Annotated in this window: 18 protein-coding genes; 2 read left to right on the top strand and 16 right to left on the bottom strand. The window is 48.9% G+C overall.

Features of this window, described 5'->3' with window-relative positions:
- Nucleotides 1-12: 12 nt before the first annotated feature.
- Nucleotides 13-471 carry a DUF4265 domain-containing protein gene (locus PsAD5_RS05565; RefSeq protein ID WP_057462872.1) on the top strand — a complete coding sequence of 153 codons (459 nt, stop codon included), beginning with the start codon at nt 13-15 and terminating at the stop codon, nt 469-471.
- A gap of 624 nt (nt 472-1,095) precedes the next feature.
- Here PsAD5_RS05565 and PsAD5_RS05560 read toward each other — a convergent pair.
- From PsAD5_RS05560 to PsAD5_RS05515, 10 genes are all read right to left on the bottom strand, one after another.
- Nucleotides 1,096-1,713 carry an HAD family hydrolase gene (locus PsAD5_RS05560; protein WP_057464148.1) on the bottom strand — a complete coding sequence of 206 codons (618 nt, stop codon included), beginning with the start codon at nt 1,711-1,713 and terminating at the stop codon, nt 1,096-1,098.
- A 106-nt stretch (nt 1,714-1,819) separates the two neighbouring features.
- Nucleotides 1,820-2,290, bottom strand: a complete 471-nt coding sequence (locus tag PsAD5_RS05555; protein WP_063291366.1) for a dienelactone hydrolase family protein — start codon at nt 2,288-2,290, stop codon at nt 1,820-1,822.
- A gap of 205 nt (nt 2,291-2,495) precedes the next feature.
- Nucleotides 2,496-3,677 carry an acetate/propionate family kinase gene (locus tag PsAD5_RS05550; protein ID WP_057464150.1) on the bottom strand — a complete coding sequence of 394 codons (1,182 nt, stop codon included), beginning with the start codon at nt 3,675-3,677 and terminating at the stop codon, nt 2,496-2,498.
- Nucleotides 3,678-3,702: 25 nt separating this feature from the next.
- Entirely contained in the window at nt 3,703-5,124 is a 1,422-nt protein-coding gene (locus tag PsAD5_RS05545; RefSeq protein WP_057464246.1) for a bifunctional enoyl-CoA hydratase/phosphate acetyltransferase, read from the bottom strand.
- 273 nt (nt 5,125-5,397) lie between these two features.
- A complete protein-coding gene (locus PsAD5_RS05540) occupies nt 5,398-6,015 on the bottom strand; it encodes a TadE/TadG family type IV pilus assembly protein (protein ID WP_153040695.1) in 618 nt (205 codons plus the stop codon).
- Between the two features lie 26 nt (nt 6,016-6,041).
- Complete coding sequence (locus PsAD5_RS05535) at nt 6,042-6,626, bottom strand: TadE/TadG family type IV pilus assembly protein (protein ID WP_153040694.1); 585 nt, start codon at nt 6,624-6,626, stop codon at nt 6,042-6,044.
- Nucleotides 6,627-6,640: 14 nt separating this feature from the next.
- Complete coding sequence (locus PsAD5_RS05530) at nt 6,641-7,150, bottom strand: pilus assembly protein N-terminal domain-containing protein (RefSeq protein ID WP_208981681.1); 510 nt, start codon at nt 7,148-7,150, stop codon at nt 6,641-6,643.
- A gap of 140 nt (nt 7,151-7,290) precedes the next feature.
- Entirely contained in the window at nt 7,291-8,160 is an 870-nt protein-coding gene (locus PsAD5_RS05525) for a C40 family peptidase (protein ID WP_063291363.1), read from the bottom strand.
- A gap of 61 nt (nt 8,161-8,221) precedes the next feature.
- Entirely contained in the window at nt 8,222-8,572 is a 351-nt protein-coding gene (locus tag PsAD5_RS05520; RefSeq protein ID WP_063286786.1) for a MarR family transcriptional regulator, read from the bottom strand.
- Nucleotides 8,573-8,683: 111 nt separating this feature from the next.
- Entirely contained in the window at nt 8,684-10,066 is a 1,383-nt protein-coding gene (locus tag PsAD5_RS05515) for a leucyl aminopeptidase family protein (protein WP_063291430.1), read from the bottom strand.
- A gap of 212 nt (nt 10,067-10,278) precedes the next feature.
- Here PsAD5_RS05515 and PsAD5_RS05510 point away from each other — a divergent pair, with 212 nt between their 5' ends.
- A complete protein-coding gene (locus tag PsAD5_RS05510) occupies nt 10,279-11,061 on the top strand; it encodes a tetratricopeptide repeat protein (RefSeq protein ID WP_063291362.1) in 783 nt (260 codons plus the stop codon).
- A gap of 4 nt (nt 11,062-11,065) precedes the next feature.
- On the opposite strand, the gene PsAD5_RS05505 is transcribed toward PsAD5_RS05510, so the two are convergent.
- Genes PsAD5_RS05505 through PsAD5_RS05480 form a run of 6 tightly spaced genes read right to left on the bottom strand, consistent with a single transcriptional unit; the run spans nt 11,066 to nt 17,982 of the window.
- Entirely contained in the window at nt 11,066-12,040 is a 975-nt protein-coding gene (locus PsAD5_RS05505; protein ID WP_063291361.1) for a type II secretion system F family protein, read from the bottom strand.
- Nucleotides 12,041-12,050: 10 nt separating this feature from the next.
- Nucleotides 12,051-13,070 (bottom strand): type II secretion system F family protein, encoded by a 1,020-nt coding sequence (locus PsAD5_RS05500; protein ID WP_063291360.1) that lies wholly within the window; start codon nt 13,068-13,070, stop codon nt 12,051-12,053.
- The gene (locus tag PsAD5_RS05495) at nt 13,063-14,544 is read right to left on the bottom strand and encodes a CpaF family protein (protein WP_063291359.1); all 1,482 of its coding nucleotides are present in this window, start codon (nt 14,542-14,544) and stop codon (nt 13,063-13,065) included. The genes PsAD5_RS05500 and PsAD5_RS05495 overlap by 8 nt, the downstream gene beginning before the upstream one ends.
- Nucleotides 14,545-14,585: 41 nt before the next feature.
- Entirely contained in the window at nt 14,586-15,866 is a 1,281-nt protein-coding gene (locus tag PsAD5_RS05490) for an AAA family ATPase (protein ID WP_063291358.1), read from the bottom strand.
- Between the two features lie 11 nt (nt 15,867-15,877).
- Entirely contained in the window at nt 15,878-16,612 is a 735-nt protein-coding gene (locus PsAD5_RS05485) for a CpaD family pilus assembly protein (RefSeq protein WP_084404346.1), read from the bottom strand.
- A gap of 11 nt (nt 16,613-16,623) precedes the next feature.
- Complete coding sequence (locus tag PsAD5_RS05480) at nt 16,624-17,982, bottom strand: type II and III secretion system protein family protein (protein WP_208981679.1); 1,359 nt, start codon at nt 17,980-17,982, stop codon at nt 16,624-16,626.
- Nucleotides 17,983-17,999 lie beyond the last annotated feature (17 nt).

The raw sequence follows: 17,999 nt of genomic DNA, 5'->3' as shown, positions 1-17,999 counted from the left end.
TTGTGAGGCCCCATGAATAAGAACAGCAATCTGCACAAACTTGTCTTCCAGCTGGATCCACATGACTGGCACGGCATTGAGAGTGAAACTGTGTGGGTACGCTCGCTCGGTGGCAATCGCTATAAGCTTGAAAACACACCCTTCTTTGCTTGCGGCGTTGCCAATGGTGACGAGCTGCTTGCCAACCGGCAAAAAGGGCAGCTTGTTTTTGACAGGGTCGATAAGGCATCCGGTCATTCAACCTACCGGATCATGGTGGAAGAGACGACACAGCCGGAAGAATTCTCCAAGCAATGGTCCAAGCTGGAAAAGCTTGGCTGTACATGCGAGGACATTGACGCTGATCCACCGCTGTTCAGCGTAGATATTCCGGCAAATGTCGACATCCACGTCGCCTATTCCATTCTTGAAGAAGGCGAAGGCCTTGGCATCTGGGCTTTTGAAGAAGGTCACTGCGGGCATAAGGTCTAGCGTTTCAACCCGCTCAGACTGACAAGCACGAATATCACCGCTGGATCATCCCGGCGGTGTTTGTGTTTGAGGATCCCGTTAAACGGGTGGAGCAAGGCGAACAGGCTTTGCCTGCGCTACTTGTTAGATATGTATCTTCGGCATCAGCTGTTCGCCTCGCCCGGGCCTTTTATCATGAACACGCGGGCTCCCTCTCGGACAGACGTGAATGACACGTTCCCGTGTCACTGACAGGTTTCCCTGTCATCGACAATTTCTTGTCACCACCGGACGCCCTCCGGAACGACCCCAAACTCCCTAATACCACTGTGGTCTCAATAGGGTATGGCGCTTCACCGGACCTCCTGACACGATACGTTACCTCGTACCAGCAGCCCAACCCCACCCACGCCGCGGAATGGACGGTCCACTCCTGCCCGAATGCGTGGGTACCGGACTAAGAATAAGCAGGATTTTGGGGAGGGGGATAAGTTTTGTAGGCGAAAGTCAGTTGTTCTTTATCTCAGTCCGCCGCCGTCATCCCGCATATGATGCGGGATCTAGCGCAACATTCGCTAATGTCTAAGCAAGGTGCTCTGGATCCCGGGTCTCCGCTACGCTTCGCCCGGGAAGACATCATTGATCTTAGAGTGGCAGGCCAAGCTGCTTTAGTTCTGAGCGGAGTTTGTTTGCTTCGGAGAAGTGGAGCGCTTTCATACCAACGCCCTGAGCTGCTTCAACATTCTTCAGTGTGTCATCAATGAAGACAAGGTTGGAGGCTTCAAGCTGGTTTCTTTCCAGCAGCACGTTGTAGATGGCAGCATCCGGCTTCAGGAGCTTCTCATCGCCAGAGATCACGGTATCGATGAAGCTGTCCGCAAGGAAAGGGAACAGGCGTTTAGCATCCTCAAACTTCTCAGTAGAGAAGTTGGTGATGGCGTACAAAGAGATGCCCTTATCCTTGAGTTCTTTCAGGAGCGCGACATTGGCCTCGATCGCACCGGCCAGCATTTCTTCCCAGCGCTCGTAATAGGCTTTGATCCACTCTTCGTACTGAGGAAATTTGGCAAGCCGTTCGGCGATGGCATCTCCCCAAGGGCGCCCTCTGTCTTGCTCCAGATTCCAGTCGTAGGGGCATACTTCATCAAGGAAGAACTGGCGCTCTGATGCGTCCGGGATCAGGTCCTTATACAGGTTCTCCGGATCCCAAGAGATCAAGACATTGCCAATATCAAACACGACAGCAGTGACCGGTGAGGACATGAGCCCCTCCTTTAGATGTAAAGATTGAGTTGGCCCAGTAGTATTGCCTCAGCATACGGGATGCAATGCGTGGGATTACAAAATGACATCAGCCGGACGCACTGACTTATGCGTGGGTGAGCATTGGTAGTGCGGGCGTCATATCACTTTTTGAGATGTAATTGGCAACTTGCTCACCAATACCAAGACCAGAAATAGAGACGTCCACTGGCTCTACTTCTTCAACATTTTCCAGCACCTGCAAACCTGAATGGACATTTGCCATAAGCTCTTGCTGATGGTCCGTTTCCAGGATCGCTTCAACCAGTGGCTGGGCTTCTTCTTTTGACTGTGGGACCTTGCCGCCAAACAGATCAGGAAGGAACACTGCATAGCCTTGTTCTGCGATTTTCGCAGCCTGCAGGATCGCTTCTTCGGTTAATCCTGCCCAGTCATGAAACAGCACAAGTGCAGGCAGTTTCTTATCTGTCCGAGGTACAATGATGTAGGCTAAATTTCTTTGATGGTATTCCACCAGACGCAGCTCAGCAGCCTGCAAAGAGGCTGGTAGCGCTAATGTAGTTGCAGCGATGATCATAGGAATGCCAGTGTTTATTGAAGCTATATATAATAGAGATGCACGCCTCAATATATAACTTATTTTGATAATTCAACCTATGCAAATATGTTTGTGCAACTATCCCGTCTGCTCTTGTACGTATAGGCAAACAAAAAAGAAGCCGCACTTCTCCTTTAAGAAAAGTGCGGCTTAAACGCTGTGATCAACACCACTTTTAGGTCGATTACGACTCGCAAATCGCTCGGGTCTGACGAGCAATCATGGCTTCTTCGTTGGTTGGGATCGCCATGACCTTAACCTTGGAAGATGCTTTGGAAATTGTGATTGCTTCCTTCGCGCGTGCCTTGTTGGCTTCTTCGTCGATTTCTACGCCGAGGAACTCAAGGCCCTTACAAACACCAGCGCGGGTTTGAGAGGAATTCTCGCCGATGCCACCGGTGAAGACGATTGCGTCCAGACCACCCATGACAGCAACCAGAGCACCCAGCTCGCGCTTAATGCGGTTGTCGTAATAGTCGAGTGCGCGTTTTGCATCAGGGCTATCTGAATTTTCCAGATCACGCATATCCTGCGAGATGCCGGAAAGACCCTTCATGCCGGATTCCTTGTTTAGCAGGTTCGCGACTTCTTTCACGGACATGCCTTTTTCTTCCATCAAATAGAAGATGACACCCGGATCGATCAGACCGGAACGTGTACCCATTGCCAAACCATCCACCGGGGTAAAGCCCATGGTGGTGGTTACAGATTTGCCATTTTCGATCGCACACATGGATGCACCGTTACCGAGGTGAGCAACGACAACTTTGCCATCTGCCACTTCTGGCGCCACGTTGTGCAGCTCTTCCGCGATGAAGTGGAAGGACTGGCCGTGCATGCCATAGCGACGAATGCCTTCGTCATAGTATTTGGTCGGGATCGCGTAGGCTTCGTTCTTGAATTCCTGCGTGCGGTGGAACGCGGTGTCAAAACACGCAACGTTCGGCTTGCCCGGGAATGCCGCTTTGGAGCCAGCAATACCTGCAAGGTTGTGCGGGTTATGCAGAGGCGCAAGCGGGTTGAATGTTTCAAGTTCCGCCGCAACTTCTTCAGTAACCAGCACAGGTGCAGAGTATTTGGAAGAGCCGTGAACCACACGGTGACCAATAGCGTCAACTTCAAGGTTCGGATCGAACTCTTTCAGCAAAGCAAGAATAACCTGCAGAGCCGTGTTGTGGTTCTGTGCTTCTTCTTCTGAGAGCGCACGATCCATGATCGTTGCGCCTTCAGCGGATTTGCCTTTAACCCAAGCGGATGCTCCCAAACCGTCGATCTGGCCGGAAAGCACACTTTCTTCGCCTTTGAACAGCTGGAATTTGATGGAGGAAGACCCAGCGTTCAGTACAAGAATTGTTTCGATTGTCATTATTGTTTTCTCAGCTATCCCGAAATTACTCTGCGGCTTCTGCCAGATCCTGTTCACCAACATACGCAGCGCCGTTGCGCAGGTAGTAGTCGTACATGGATGCCAGAGCACAAGAAACGAGACGCGCACGATCGTTGTCAGCGCGGCTGGTGAGGATGATTGGCACGCGTGCACCGGTTACGAGGCCAGCTGTTTCTGCATGAGCAAGGAAGGTCAGCTCTTTCACGACCATGTTGCCAGCTTCGAGATTTGGCACAATCAGCACTTCTGCACGACCTGCAACAACGGATTCGATGCCTTTGGTACGAGCAGCTTCAAGATCAATCGCGTTATCCATCGCCAGAGGACCGTCAACGATACCGCCTTTGATCTGACCACGCTCAGCCATCTTGGACAGCACAGCTGCATCGATGGTGGATGGGATCGCCGGGTTTACGGTTTCAAGAGCGGACAGGATGCCGACTTTTGGAGGCTCAATGCCGATAGCACGAGCAACGTCGATTGCGTTCTGAGTGATATCAACTTTTGACATCAGGTCTGGTGCAATGTTGATTGCAGCATCAGAGACGATGAGCGGTGTTTCACGCCCCGGAACATCCATTACGAACGCATGTGACAGGCGACGCTTGGTGCGCAGACCACCTTCACGCTTCACAACGTGGCGCAGCAGGTCATCTGTATGAAGGTGCCCCTTCATGACAGAGCGCACACGGCCTTCATGAACCAATGCAACAGCTTTAGCAGCCGCAGAACCTTCATCAGGTGTGTCGATCAACTCGTAACCGGAGATGTCTGCACCGATTTTTTCAGCAGCAGCCTGAATGCGTTTTTCAGGACCACACAGGATCGGAATGATCAGGCCAGCCTGAGCGGCCATGACTGCACCACCGAGGGAGTTTGCATCGTCTGGACACACAACGGAAGTTGGGATCGCTGGCAGCTGGGCAGCAGTTGCAACGAGACGATCAAAGTGCTGGTGGCGCTTCATCAGCAGGCCTGGCAGCTCTTCTGCATCGTAAGAGATTGACTTAGTTGGTGCTTCTACCCGAGCTTCACCTTCAGCAACCAGAGTGCCATCGTCAACCTTCACACTTGTTGCAAGGCGGATGATGTTATCTGGCAGTTTTTCCAGAACGGTTACAGTGACGTCGAGAACCTGATCCACTTTCACCTTGTTATGGAAGGAAAGTGTCTGATCGCGGTACACACAGCCAGGACCTGGGAGGTAGTTGCCGACGACGGCTGAGATCAGAGTAGCGCCCCACATGAACGGTGCCGATGGGCCATCTTTCTTCTCAATGCCTTCCCACTGCGCGTTTGGCAGATGCAGTGGATTGATGTTGCCAGACGCGTGCGCAAAAACGTAAAGATCGTTTGCTGTACAGATGCGGGAGCGAGTGACGGAATCTCCGACCTGGATTTGGTCATAGGTCCGATTGGTAGCCATTGATAGCCTCTTTTCATTTTCCACATACCGCGCCAGTCCGAGCTCATGAGTATTGCGATAGGGCTCATGAGGGGAGGTCTCAGCCATACTATCGCAGCTCTGTGACTGTTCAGCGATATGTGCGTTAAATTCTTCGCCAAGCTTGGGGCGCTTATTCAACATTTGAGCTAACAAATCTATCGGTAAAGATCACAAAATAGCAGTTTTTGGCGATCTGCGAAGTTATGACACATCAATATTTAGATTACAGCACTAAATCTTACGTAGTTGTTATTATGATGGTGGCCAGTTTGCGCAATGGTCATCATACTCAACACAGGAGACCCTTCTAGGGAGAAGTATGAAGCTATCGCTGAGAGAAATGGATGCTAACTTTTCACTATCCCCTGAAAGTAGCCGGCCAAGATCAGACAAAACGCTACCTAGTAAGAAGTCGTATTCAAGGCGAGCGCTTGAGACAACATAAAACTGGCCATTAATCAGCATTGCATCCGAAAAAAACACGCCAGTCGGCTTACTTCCCCGAGCCCATGGTTCGTCTGTATTATTGCCCCAACTCCAAACAACTTGAGGCCTATCTTGCCTTATTTGGACCATTCCAATTCTAACATTGATGTCAGCATCTTCAAAGGGTGTCATTTGAAGCTCAATTGCTCTTTCGATATCGTCCATGTCATTAGAAACATTATCAGCACGCGCGACGAGATCACCTATAGAAGCGCCTGTCTTACTTACACGACGATCAAAGGATAGTGCTGTTGTGAGCTCAACCATTCCAATAAAAAGAAACAACAAGAGAGGCAAAACAATCGCAAATTCGATTGCAGCAACTCCTGTTTCACTAAATAAGAAACACCGTAATTTTCTAAAAAAACTTAAATATGAACTCATGAAGCAAATCAAACTCTAGTTAATATTTACGAAAACGGTTCATTTCTGAAAATTTCAGTTGCGACGAGAATGCGACTCCCATCATCGGTTTGACCAAAAAATTCAATCATCTTTGACGTAATCAAGGGCCAAGCACAAACTACCCGAACTACGACTACATCACTAGCCCGCCCTGGATCCCAGTTTTGGTCCATAGCAATTACACCGTCTTCCAGAAGAGGTTCCGATCCTGGAATATCGTTAAAATTCTCAAAAGATTCTACATTAATGAAAATGCGGTCTTCAGCAGCTTTCAAAAGACCCGCACCATTGTCCAAGATTACATTCTTAAACTTAGTTTGATTGTATTCCCCATCTTGTGCAGCAATAAAGACCTGACCAGTTCGGATCTGCCGCGCCGCTTCGGCGACAGCATTGTCTAATATGACCTCTACCAACATAGAAAGACCAAGCTCGAATATGGCCAGTACAACAGCAAAAAGGACTGGAGCTATAATCGCAAATTCGATTGCCGTTACACCACGTGAATCTGAGAGGAAAGAATACCTCCAGCATTGGCGCTGAAACCCTTTCTTTTGTTTTTGCCGCCTACACGATAGCAGATAAAACATTAGTATATTCCGAATCACTGACCGTTACCTGCCACGGTTCCGTCTTGCGCCAACTCATTACGAACACTGATGGTGCTGGCGACATCCTCGATCTTTTTCTTATTGTCGCCAAGACGCAGGACTTCGTGGCAGTCGGGGTTGCAGGAGTAGGTGAAGCGGTTGCTGTTGCGTTGGATGGCGACGTAGCCGGCCATTTCTGCTGTCACGGTGATCAGCTCTTCGACAACGGGCTCAGAGGCATCGTTCAGGACAACCAGATTGGTGGTGCCGTAGGATTTGCCTGTGATCACGATTGTCACGCGGTCGTGCACTGTCACATCTGCAATGCTTGGATTTCCAAGAATGATGGTTTCGGCTGGCTCCTCGAGACGGAAGACTTTTGCCTGATCGGCGACCACCTCAACATCCGCAGAGGCGGGTGTGATTGAGGTAGCAGAGATGCCTGCGATCATCGCAGTAGAGATTGCGACAGAGGCAATTTTTGACGAACGGTCAGAGACCTGTTTTTGCAGCTTCCAAAACACGGCAAACTCCACCGAATAACTGTTAAATTTTACTAGTTATTTGTGCGATTATTTTAGTGAACGAAAACCTAATTTGCGCGAATTGACGGGTCAGATATTCCGATAATGCGCTTTATGGTTAAGCACGGGTAAACATCGGTTCAACTTAGCCTCTTCACAGAGGTGAGCTGGCCAAATTCGTTCTCGCCAATGCGTTTAAGAGCCGCCTGAAGTCCTTCATAAGCGACCGTCATTGTGTAACCGTTGGCATGCAGCAAGGTCTCAGAATCAGACATAACGCCCACATGCCCCTTCCAGAACATCAAGTCGCCGCGCTGCAAAGCTGGCAGGCCACTGGAGAGGTCGAGTTGTTCGCCCAGCATGGCTTCCTGCATATCCGCATCACGTGGGGCATTTATACCGCCGATCTGGAGTGCAAGTTGGATCAAGCCGGAGCAATCCAGCCCCAGAGTAGAGCGTCCACCCCAAAGATATGGCGTTCCAACCATCGCTTCTGCTGCTCTCACCCAGTCGGCCGCTTTATCAGTCTGCTCTACCAAGTGTTTTTTGACCATAAACGAGCCATCGGCAAGCTGTGCAAACTCCAGCCCGCGCCTGGTCTCATATCCCACAACGCTTACCAGTGCTCCCATGGAGACCTGCCCCAGAGCTGGGCGTTTCATTTCGGCTTCCGGGTAGCGATAGGTGCGCAGGGCAATCACTCTGTGCGTTGCTTGTTCAACAGGCCCCAGCGCGTTCGTCGGCAGCCAGCCGACATATCCGTCTGTTTGCAACTGTCCCCAAGACCACCCTTCTTGCGTTGTCTCAAATACACGAAAGGTTTCGCCAAAATTCAGCTCAGTATCGATTCCGCATGCAACATCTGGCTGAGCACGTAGCTCAATCTTATCTGCTTTGACAGAGTAGTCGGTCCCCTCCACAAAACGCTCCGATTGCACCTGGCCGCGATAGTCAGTGGAAGCCAAATCCGGTCTTACCGGATGTAAACGGCGGTCAAGTTGAGCAGTCATATGAGGCCCCTCCAATCAAAATGGCATAGCGGAGTGATAATGTCTTGGTTCCGCCTTTCGATCAACGCGAAAGGTCCTGAGCTTTTTCTGAGACCAGATCGCCAAGCTGTTCCAGATACAGCGCCCCAGCAACTGTGCGTGTGACAACGACATTGCGGCGGTCATTTTCATCACGCTTTCTGGAAAGTAGCTTGTTTGTTCCAAGGGTATCCAATGCGCGCGTAATTGCAGGCTTGGTTACCCCTAGTTTTTGCGCAAGTCCGCGCACGGTATGTGGTGGAGGCTCAAGATATACAGTTAAAAGAATAGACATTTGGCGAGCAGTCAAATCCTGATCTGCTGCGCGCACCAATTCCAACACTACATCATGCCATAGCTTAAGCGCCTGCGACGGGCGGATCTCTACGGGCATATTTTATCGTCCTAATCCCTATTGCAGGCTAAAACCTAGCCTGCAAATCATTTCGGGACCCTTACCAGATTGAGGTATTAAGTAATTTTGACAGCGCAATCTGCACTTTGCTTAGGCAAATCGAGTCTTCAACATGTCAAAAAGTGCCCGAATTGCCTGGGCTTCTCCGCCATGGGTTCTGAAATCTTTCTCAATTGGTGTCCAACCGTAGATATCAAGATGTACCCAGCTTCCCGCGTTTTCAACGAATCTTTGAAGGAACAAAGCTGCAGTGATTGAGCCTGCAAAGCCTGCTCCGCTTGTGTTGATGTTTGCCAGATCAGCTGTTTTGGAGGTGATGTACTTTTTGTATGGCTTCCAGAGTGGCAGGCGCCACAATGGATCATTCACGGCTTCACTGTGAACAGCGATGGTTTCGGCCAAGTCTTCATCATCAGTATAGTATGGCGGCAAATCAGGTCCAAGTGCGACACGGGCAGCACCTGTCAGCGTTGCCATATCAACAATCAGCTCTGGGCTTTCTTCATCAGCCAGCGCAAGTGCATCTGCCAGGACTAAGCGTCCTTCAGCATCTGTATTTCCGATCTCTACAGAAAGGCCTTTACGGCTTGTGAAAATATCAGAAGGGCGGAAGGAGCGGCCCGAGATTGCATTTTCAACGGCAGGAATAATCACGCGCAGGCGCATTGGCAGCTCAGCTTTCATGATCATTGCCGCCAAGCCGAGAACATTTGCCGCGCCGCCCATATCCTTTTTCATAAGGATCATGCCTGCTGCTGGCTTTACGTCCAAACCGCCACTGTCGAAGATCACCCCTTTGCCGACCAACGTGATTTTCGGATCAGTCTCTTTGCCCCAAATCGCATCAACCAGACGCGGTGCCCTGTCACTGCCGTTGCCGACAGCATGCACAAGCGGGAACTCGTTCTCCAGAACATCGCCCATGATGACCTTTGAAGATCCGCCATGATCTTCAAATAGCTGGCAAGCTGCGGCGGCAAGTTCTTCCGGCCCCATATCATTCGCGGGTGTATTGATGAGGTCTTTTGCCAGGTGTGCGCCAGCGATAATTGGTGCCAGCTCTTCCAAAATGCCCGGCTCGCTGATGACGAGCTGAGACTTTGGCGCAGGGATTTTCTTATAAGCATCAAAACGGTAGGCTGCGAGTGAGAACCCGAGAGCGATACCAGCCGGATCTTCAAAGCCTTTTGCAAGTTCAAACGCGCCAGCTGGGAGCTTTTTATTAAGAGCAGCGCCTGTTTCCAAAGCATCTCTCTGGCTTTCACCATATCCAAACAGCACGGTTGCAATATTGCCTGCTTCATTTGGAACTGCCAGTGTCTCCCCAAAAGCAGCTGTAAACTCCTGCGCTTTCGCCCAAGATTTCACCATGGAACCCGCGGCATCAAGATACGCTTCTAACTCACTGGCAGAGAGCGCTACGACCGGGATTGGATTTACTGTTTTATCGGCAGAAATTAACGGTCCGTGCACCGGGAGCTCCATTGATGAGATGTTTGAAATTTGTGTTCTGTCCTATACGGACAGCGTTGTGGCAACCTAACGACGTTACTGGTTCTGCGCAAGACATTCAGCTTGCTGCTCCCCCGCCCGACAATGGGCTCACCTACACCAAATTAACCAGAAATTAGGGGTAATATTAGATTTTCAAACAATATTTGAATTGCTTCGTTGTTGAGGGTTCCATGGCCGTATTTGACCGCACACACACAACTAAGGTGTCTTCTGGCATTTTAAGAAGTGCAACAGCTGTCTCGCTGCTGCTGGTTTGTGGGCTTGCATTTTCTGGCTGCGCAACCAACAAACCACGCGCTCAGGCATCTATCTCGCAGAGCCAGCAGCTTAAACCTGGCTCACAAGAGATGCAAAAAGCCCTCGCCTATTGGGGCGGTGCTTATGCCAAAGACCAGAAAAATCCTCGTACGATCCTGAACTTTGCAGCAGCTTTGAGAATTGATGGCCAGGGCCAACAAGCAGAAGCAATTTTACGACGTGGTGTCATCGCAAATGCTGACAACAACACAATTGCGGCAAGCTATGGCAAAGTGCTCGCTGAAAACGGCAAGTTGCAGGAAGCGCTCAATGTCATCGACAATGCGTTCGACCCAGCACAACCAAACTGGAAGATGCTTTCTGCCAAGGCGGCTATTCTGGATCAACTTGGTGAGACAAAACAAGCACGCTCAACCTACCAGCAAGCGCTGAAGCTTTCGCCAAATGAGCCAACTGTTTTGAATAACCTGGGAATGTCCTACCTGCTGGGAGGCGATCTGCGCAACGCAGAGACGACTTTACGAACAGCACTGGATACCGGCAAAGCTGGCAGTCAGGTGCGCCAGAACCTTGCTCTGACACTTGGACTGCAAGGCCGGTTTGACGAAGCCGTTCGCATCGCCCAATCCGACATAGACCCACGTCAAGCCGCCGAGAATGTGGCGTACTTGAAGACCATGCTGGGCAAGGCGTGATGGGTTAGAATGCGTTCACTACCTGGATCACTGCAGGACCAATAATAACTATAAACAGAACAGGCATGAAAAATAGCATCATGGGTACAGTCAGTTTAGGTGGCAACGCCGCTGCCTTTCGTTCGGCTTCCTGCATTCGTTCTCGACGGTTTTCATCTGACAGAACTCTAAGGGCGTTGCCGATTGGCGTACCATATCTCTCGGCCTGCGTGAGTGCGACAACAACATTCTTAACACCGTCAAGGCCTGTTCGTTCTGCCAGATTTTGGTAAGCTTTCTTTCGCTCATCCAAGTAAGAAAGCTCTGCATTAGCCAGAACAAGCTCTTCAGCCAGTGCTGCAGATTGAGCTCCAATTTCTTCTGCTACTTTCTTAAAAGCGGCCTCAATCGACATACCAGACTCGACACAGATGAGCATCAAATCCATGGCATCCGGCCACGCTAATCGAATAGTTTCTTGCCGTTTCGAAATTTGATTTTGAACAAAAATACTTGGTGCATAGAACCCGATCGCGGAGAATAACAAACTAATGCAAAGCACACCCAAGACAGGAACATCTAACTTCAAAATGACGGCAAGATAAACAAATGCGAGAATAAAAAAACCTATCGGCAACATAATCTGCATAAACAAATAGGAATAGAGAGGAGATGACCCTCTATATCCTGCCATTTTTAGTTTTCTAACCACTCCATCATTCGATAAAATATTTTTTAGGTTATATTTATCGACAAATTCTCGCACGCTTTCTTTAGGGCTACTCCGAAGAGAAGCACGTTCAACCTCTTTACTGTTGGCTAAACGATTACGTTCTCGTGCTCGAATTTTCTCCCTCTCAAGAGCAACTGATTTCATGCGATCTTTTAGCTCATCGCGTTCAAACAGAGGCATTAAAAGCGTATAGGCTGTTCCTGATACTGCAAGTAATGTGAGAATGACTACAAATAAGTTGCTGTTTCCAAGATCTGCAATTGACATCTCTGGGCTCCTATATCTTGAAATCAATCATTTTACGCATGACCAAGATTCCAAGTGTCATCCAAGTTAGACCAACAGCGATGAGAATTAAGCCAATATCTGTATCCACGAGTAAGCGAATGTAACTTGGTGCGATTAAGTACAGCATGATCGTCACTAAGAAGGGTAGAGAGCCGATGATTGCTGCTGATGATTTTGCTTCCTGGCTGACGGCTCGAATTTTTCCTTTCATCTCTTTACGCTGACGCAACGTCTTTGAAAGGTTATTGAGCGCATCTGAAAGGCTACCACCGGCTTGTGCTTGAATAGCAATTACAATCGCAAGGAAGTTTGTTTCTTGCAGTGGCACTCTTTTCGGCATGTTTTGGATTGCTTCAGCCAGTGGTATCCCCATTTGCATCTTATCCAGTATAAGTGAGAATTCTAACCCAACAGGATCTTTCGCTTCGGAAGCAGCAATATGCATGCAATCTCCTAAAGGCATGCCTGATTTGATGCCACGAACGATGATATCGACTGCATTGGGAAACTCATCAAGGAATTGGTTGAACCGTTTTTTACGACGCCTTGAAACGTAGAACCGAGGTACCCCGAACACGCCCACAAAAAGAAGAGCAATTGAAATCCATAGAGGCTGCCCGGAGAAAAAACTTAAAGTAAAGACAATGCAGCCACACACCACTGAGATGAAATAGAATTTAGGCTTAGACCAGGATAGGCCAGCTTGCCCAATCCAGTCGGCAAAAATCGGTTTGTCTGCATTTTTTTTCTTGGCAGCTTGCGCTGCCTCCATAGCATTAAGCTGGTCCTGAACGGTTTTCCTACGAGCTGTAACATCAACCTTCTGAGACCGTCCGTTTGGTTGAGTTCCATTTTTCTGAACAAGGCCCTCTTTTCGTTTCCCAAGCTTGTCTTTGGAGAAGAGAGGCATCAAGAGTGTGAAAGTGACACCAACGACACTCACCATAATCAAGGCTGTAATCAGATAATCAGCGAGCGGAGAGGCTAAAAAGTTATCCAAGTCAGCCATGTAATCCTCCAGAAACATCTGAAGCATCCAGCGCGCGGGCTAGCCGCTCTTCCTCGTTGAAGTATCTTGCTCTTTCCCAGAAGAGCGGACGTCCTATGCCGGTAGAGCGATGCTGGCCTATGATTTTGCCATTCGCGTCTTCTCCTGTGATGTCATAGGTGAAGAGATCTTGTGTCGTGATGACATCACCCTCCATTCCTACAACCTCAGTGATATGGGTGATACGACGGGAGCCATCTCTCAAACGTGCAGCCTGAACAATTACATCAATAGAGCCAACAATGATCTCGCGTACTGTTTTAGATGGAAGAGAGAACCCCCCAAGAGCAATCATGGATTCAATACGCTTCAAGCACTCACGTGGGGAGTTCGAGTGAATCGTACCCATTGAGCCATCGTGACCGGTGTTCATCGCCTGAAGCAAGTCAAAGACTTCTGGGCCACGCACCTCACCGACAATGATCCGCTCAGGGCGCATACGCAGACAGTTTTTTACAAGATCACGCATTGTGATCTCACCCTCACCTTCCAGGTTTGGAGGTCTGGTTTCCAATCTGACGACATGTGGCTGCTGAAGTTGGAGTTCAGCACTGTCTTCGCAAGTGATAATGCGCTCCGTGCTATCGATATAGCGCGTCAAGCAGTTGAGAAGTGTGGTTTTACCTGAGCCCGTACCACCAGAAATAACCGTGTTACACTGGACCCGGCCGATGATTTCCAGGATCTCAGCACCTTCACGCGAAATCGAACCAAAATTCACCAGCTGATCGAGCGTAAGCTTGTCTTTCTTAAACTTACGAATTGTAAGTGCAGGCCCGTCCAATGACAGCGGTGGGGCAATCACGTTTACACGAGAACCATCAGGAAGGCGCGCATCACATATCGGGCTGGCTTCATCTACACGACGACCAACCTGAGACACAATTCGCTGGCAAATGTTCATCAACTGACGATTATCGCGAAACTGGATGTTTGTTTGCTCCACCATGCCAGCCGTTTCGATATAAATGGTGTTCGCCCCATTCACCATGATATCGGCAATGTCATCACGGGCTAATAGCGGCTCAAGTGGTCCGTAGCCCAACACATCGTTACAAATATCTTCAAGCAAATCTTCTTGCTCAGAAATCGACATGACAAGGTTTTTGAGGGCAATGATGTCATTGACGACATCCCGGATCTCGTCACGTGCATCTTCTTGATCCAACCGGCCTAATTGAGAAAGATCGATTGCCTCCACCAATGCATTGAAAATCGATGCCTTGGTTGCGTAGTACTCCTGAGTTCGTTGTGTTTCAGGAGCAGTTTCTTTGGGCTTTTCCTGCTGAACTTCGACGCCAGACGACTTAGGTTTTGCAGTGCTTGGTGTGTCCTGGACAGCAGGCTTTGTTGCCTGTTTCTGTATCGCAGGATTTATTGGAGCAGACTTTGGATTTTTGTTTCCAAATTCACCGTTGCCACGTCTACCAAACATATTCTTCCGCCTTTGAAATCAGCACAAAATCAACCAGAGGACTATTTGCGGACTTTTCTAATAAGAGATGCGATGAGTGACTTGCTTTTTGTATACGTTTCAGCCTTGCCTGTGACCTTGGCCGCAATCTCTTCAAACAAACCCGCAACAGCGTGTTTGCTATCAAACTCTGCAATCATCTGACCGTTGTTAGATGCAGTCCCAAACAATGCAGGCTCAAACGGCATTACCGCTAAAGAAACCACATCTAGAGCGCTACTAAACTCATCAGGCTTAATTTCAGGTCGTTTCGGAATGCCAACCTTGTTCAAAACCAAGTATGGTTTTGTGTCATTTGGTCGGAGTTGACCAATGCTGTCGACCAGGTTTTTTGCATTTCGAAGGTTTGCTAAGTCAGGCTCGGCTACAATCAAAACTTCGTCTACATGTGCAAGGATATGCCGAACCCAGCTGTTCCACGTGTGTGGCAAGTCAAGAACGACAGTCGGCGTTCCTTTCTGCATGACCTCAATAACTTGATCAAACTTCTCAGTATCAAAATCGTAGGTTTGATCAAGCGTAGCTGGCGCTGCTAACAATCTTAGACGGTCATTACACTTTGCAAGAAGGCGATCCAGTAGCGTGTCATCAAGCCGCTCAGGAGATGCAATTGCTTCCAATACGCCTTGCAATGGATCCTGATTAAAATCTAAACCTGCTGTTCCAAATGGCAAATCCAAATCAGCAATAGCAACATCATTATCGAGTGTTTTCGCAATTGACCAAGACAGATTATGAGCAACTGACGATGCACCACATCCACCTTTAGCACCGATTACAGCCACAGTTCGACCGAAGGGTTCCGCGTCAGTATTTGCATAAAATTGACCAATGGCATTTATCAATTGAGGGATATCAATTGGTCCGACAATGTACTCACCGACCCCCCTGCTAATGAGCGTTCTGTACAAGTTGACATCATTTATGCGCCCAATAACAAGAACATTAGTCCCAGCATCACAATACTCAGCCAGCCGATCTAACTCAGCGATCATCTCTTTTGGATTAGACAACGATTCGACGATCAAGAAGTTAGGTGTAGCGGCAGTTTCAAATGTTTCTACAGCTGCGGGAATACCACCTTGTCGCACCATCGTATGCGTCTTCGACATCCGGCGATCTAAGCTCGCATTCTGGATCGTCTCTGATGTTCTCGAATCCACGCAAAATGCCTGAACAGAAATTCGCGGAATATTTACAAACTGAAAGTCAGAAGTTGAAAGCTTACTCGTCGTTTCTTGCCGTGATGAGGCATCTGAATCGAACTGCGCTAAATCGCTCATAGTTTATCCCACTAGTTCTGCGCCACGGATGATACGTTTGTGCCAACACCAGCTCCATACTGACCTGCAGTCAGGTCTCCAGATCGGTTGTTTGCCAAAATCTCATTGGTCCTCGAGGGATCATTCGGTCCCAAGGGGCGTGGTCGCAACAGATCTGTCGGATTATCGACCATCGCAGCGAGGTTTGCCTGAGTAGCACACCCGAAGTTGTGATAGTCTGTGTTTTGATGATTGCTTATCATCGCATCAGGCCAATTACCGCAATCACGCACAATCCCTTTCACACGCATAAATGAAAGACGGACTGGTGCTGATGCACCCATGTCAGACACCGCGTAGCTCCTCATAACAATATGATCTGCGGCTACTCCGCCTTTTTTCAATGCAGTGCGAATCTGAGGGGAAATAGCTTTTGCTGCTGCTTCATTCCCAGAACCTGACGGAACCAAAACCTCAACAAATCCATTTCCATCGATATCAGCTTGTTTACCAAAAGCAGCAACTGCCGTTTTCATGGACCCGTTCAAATTGCGCATCTCCCCAGCTACGGGAATATCAAAATTTTCAGGCGCTTCTGTAATAACAATCGGATGCCTTTTCCGATAATCAAAGTCTGCAATCGACTGATGTTCAACATATGATGGTTGTGACTGACATGCTCCAAGCATAGCAACAGTACCGAGCACTACTGAAGCTTCTCTCAATTTGCGTACACATTTCAAAGTGGGTGACAGTAGGGTATTCATTTCACTTGTCCTCACTCGTAAATGTAGCCAATTTTGCCGTGATAATTCCCTTTCACAGGAGCGTCTGTTCCCCTGTAAATCCGGCTTAATTGGTTTAGAAAGATTGTAGATTGATCACTTGGAGCTGCGAAATTGTCGTCAGGCCGCGCTACTTGTGAGCGGGCTATTGGTCTCACCACATAAGGTGTTACAAAGATTACAAGCTCAGTTTGGCGATTGATATAATCGCGGCTCTTAAACATGGTACCGAGAATTGGGATATTCTTTAAGCCAGGTATCCCGTCAATCTCCTGCCCATAATTCTGCTTCAGGAGACCTGCCATAACCAAGGTTCCTCCAGAAGGGAGCTCGAGTGTAGACTCCGCTCGGCGAACTTTAAGTGCAGAAACGGCAATAGCACCTGCGATACTTACAGCCCCTTCAGAACTCAACTCACTGACTTCGGTTTTAACTCGCAGTTTGATACGTCCTCCGGAAAGAACAACAGGCGTGAAATCCAACCCGACACCAAAAGGTTTAAACTCAAGGCTTACCTTATTGTCTTCGTAAGCAACCGGGATCGGGAACTCACCACCAGCGAGGAAGCTAGCGTTTTCGCCAGAGACCGCTACGAGTGTTGGCTCCGCCAGTGTTCTCATTACCCCTTCACGCTCGAGCGCTTTGATCGTGGGATTAAGCGTACCGCCATCGAACCCTAACTTACCTGCCAGGGATCCTGCATTTACGACAGAAGGATTGATGTTATAAGCAGGCGACGTGTTGAAATTGACATCAAGAGCACCAATTTTTAGTGAGCCTTGGAGGTTCACACCAAGCTGCTTAATCGTCGTGCGTTCAATTTCAGCAACTGTAACTTTGAGTTGTACTTGATCTTTCTCGGCCACTGCGATTGTGTTGACGATTTTTTTGTCATCGTTGCCCACAAACTTCAGTGCGATATCGTAGGCCTGTTGTGCTTCGAGGGCGGAGATTGCTGTTCCTGAGAGGACAACGCTTTGATTGACGATGTCTGCATTGATTGCAGAGTTTGGCAGCAATCGTTGGATGAGTTCAACCAGGCCTGACGGATCAGGCTGTACGCTCAGGTTAAACGATGCCAGTTGGCGACCACCATTGCCGAACAGAACCAGTGACGCCTGGCCAATCTTGTTTCCGAAGACAAAAACGCGGGTTCTGGTGCGGACAACAGCATCTGCAATTTCTGGGTTCGAGACAAGGACATCACGGACTTCCTCGTTTGTATTGAGGACAATAGATCTTCCTTCACCAACATTCAGCTGACGAACTTTGCCGCGGTGCTGAGAGGTGACTTCCACAGTCGCTTCGAAGTTGCTTTGAGCGAATGCGATCTGTGGCCCAACTAAAACCAACGCAAAGATCAGAAGGA

This window comes from Pseudovibrio sp. Ad5 (assembly GCF_001623095.1).
GTDB lineage: Bacteria > Pseudomonadota > Alphaproteobacteria > Rhizobiales > Stappiaceae > Pseudovibrio.
The sequence above is the reverse complement of the archived record's forward strand: the minus strand, read 5'-3'. Positions and strand labels throughout refer to the sequence as shown.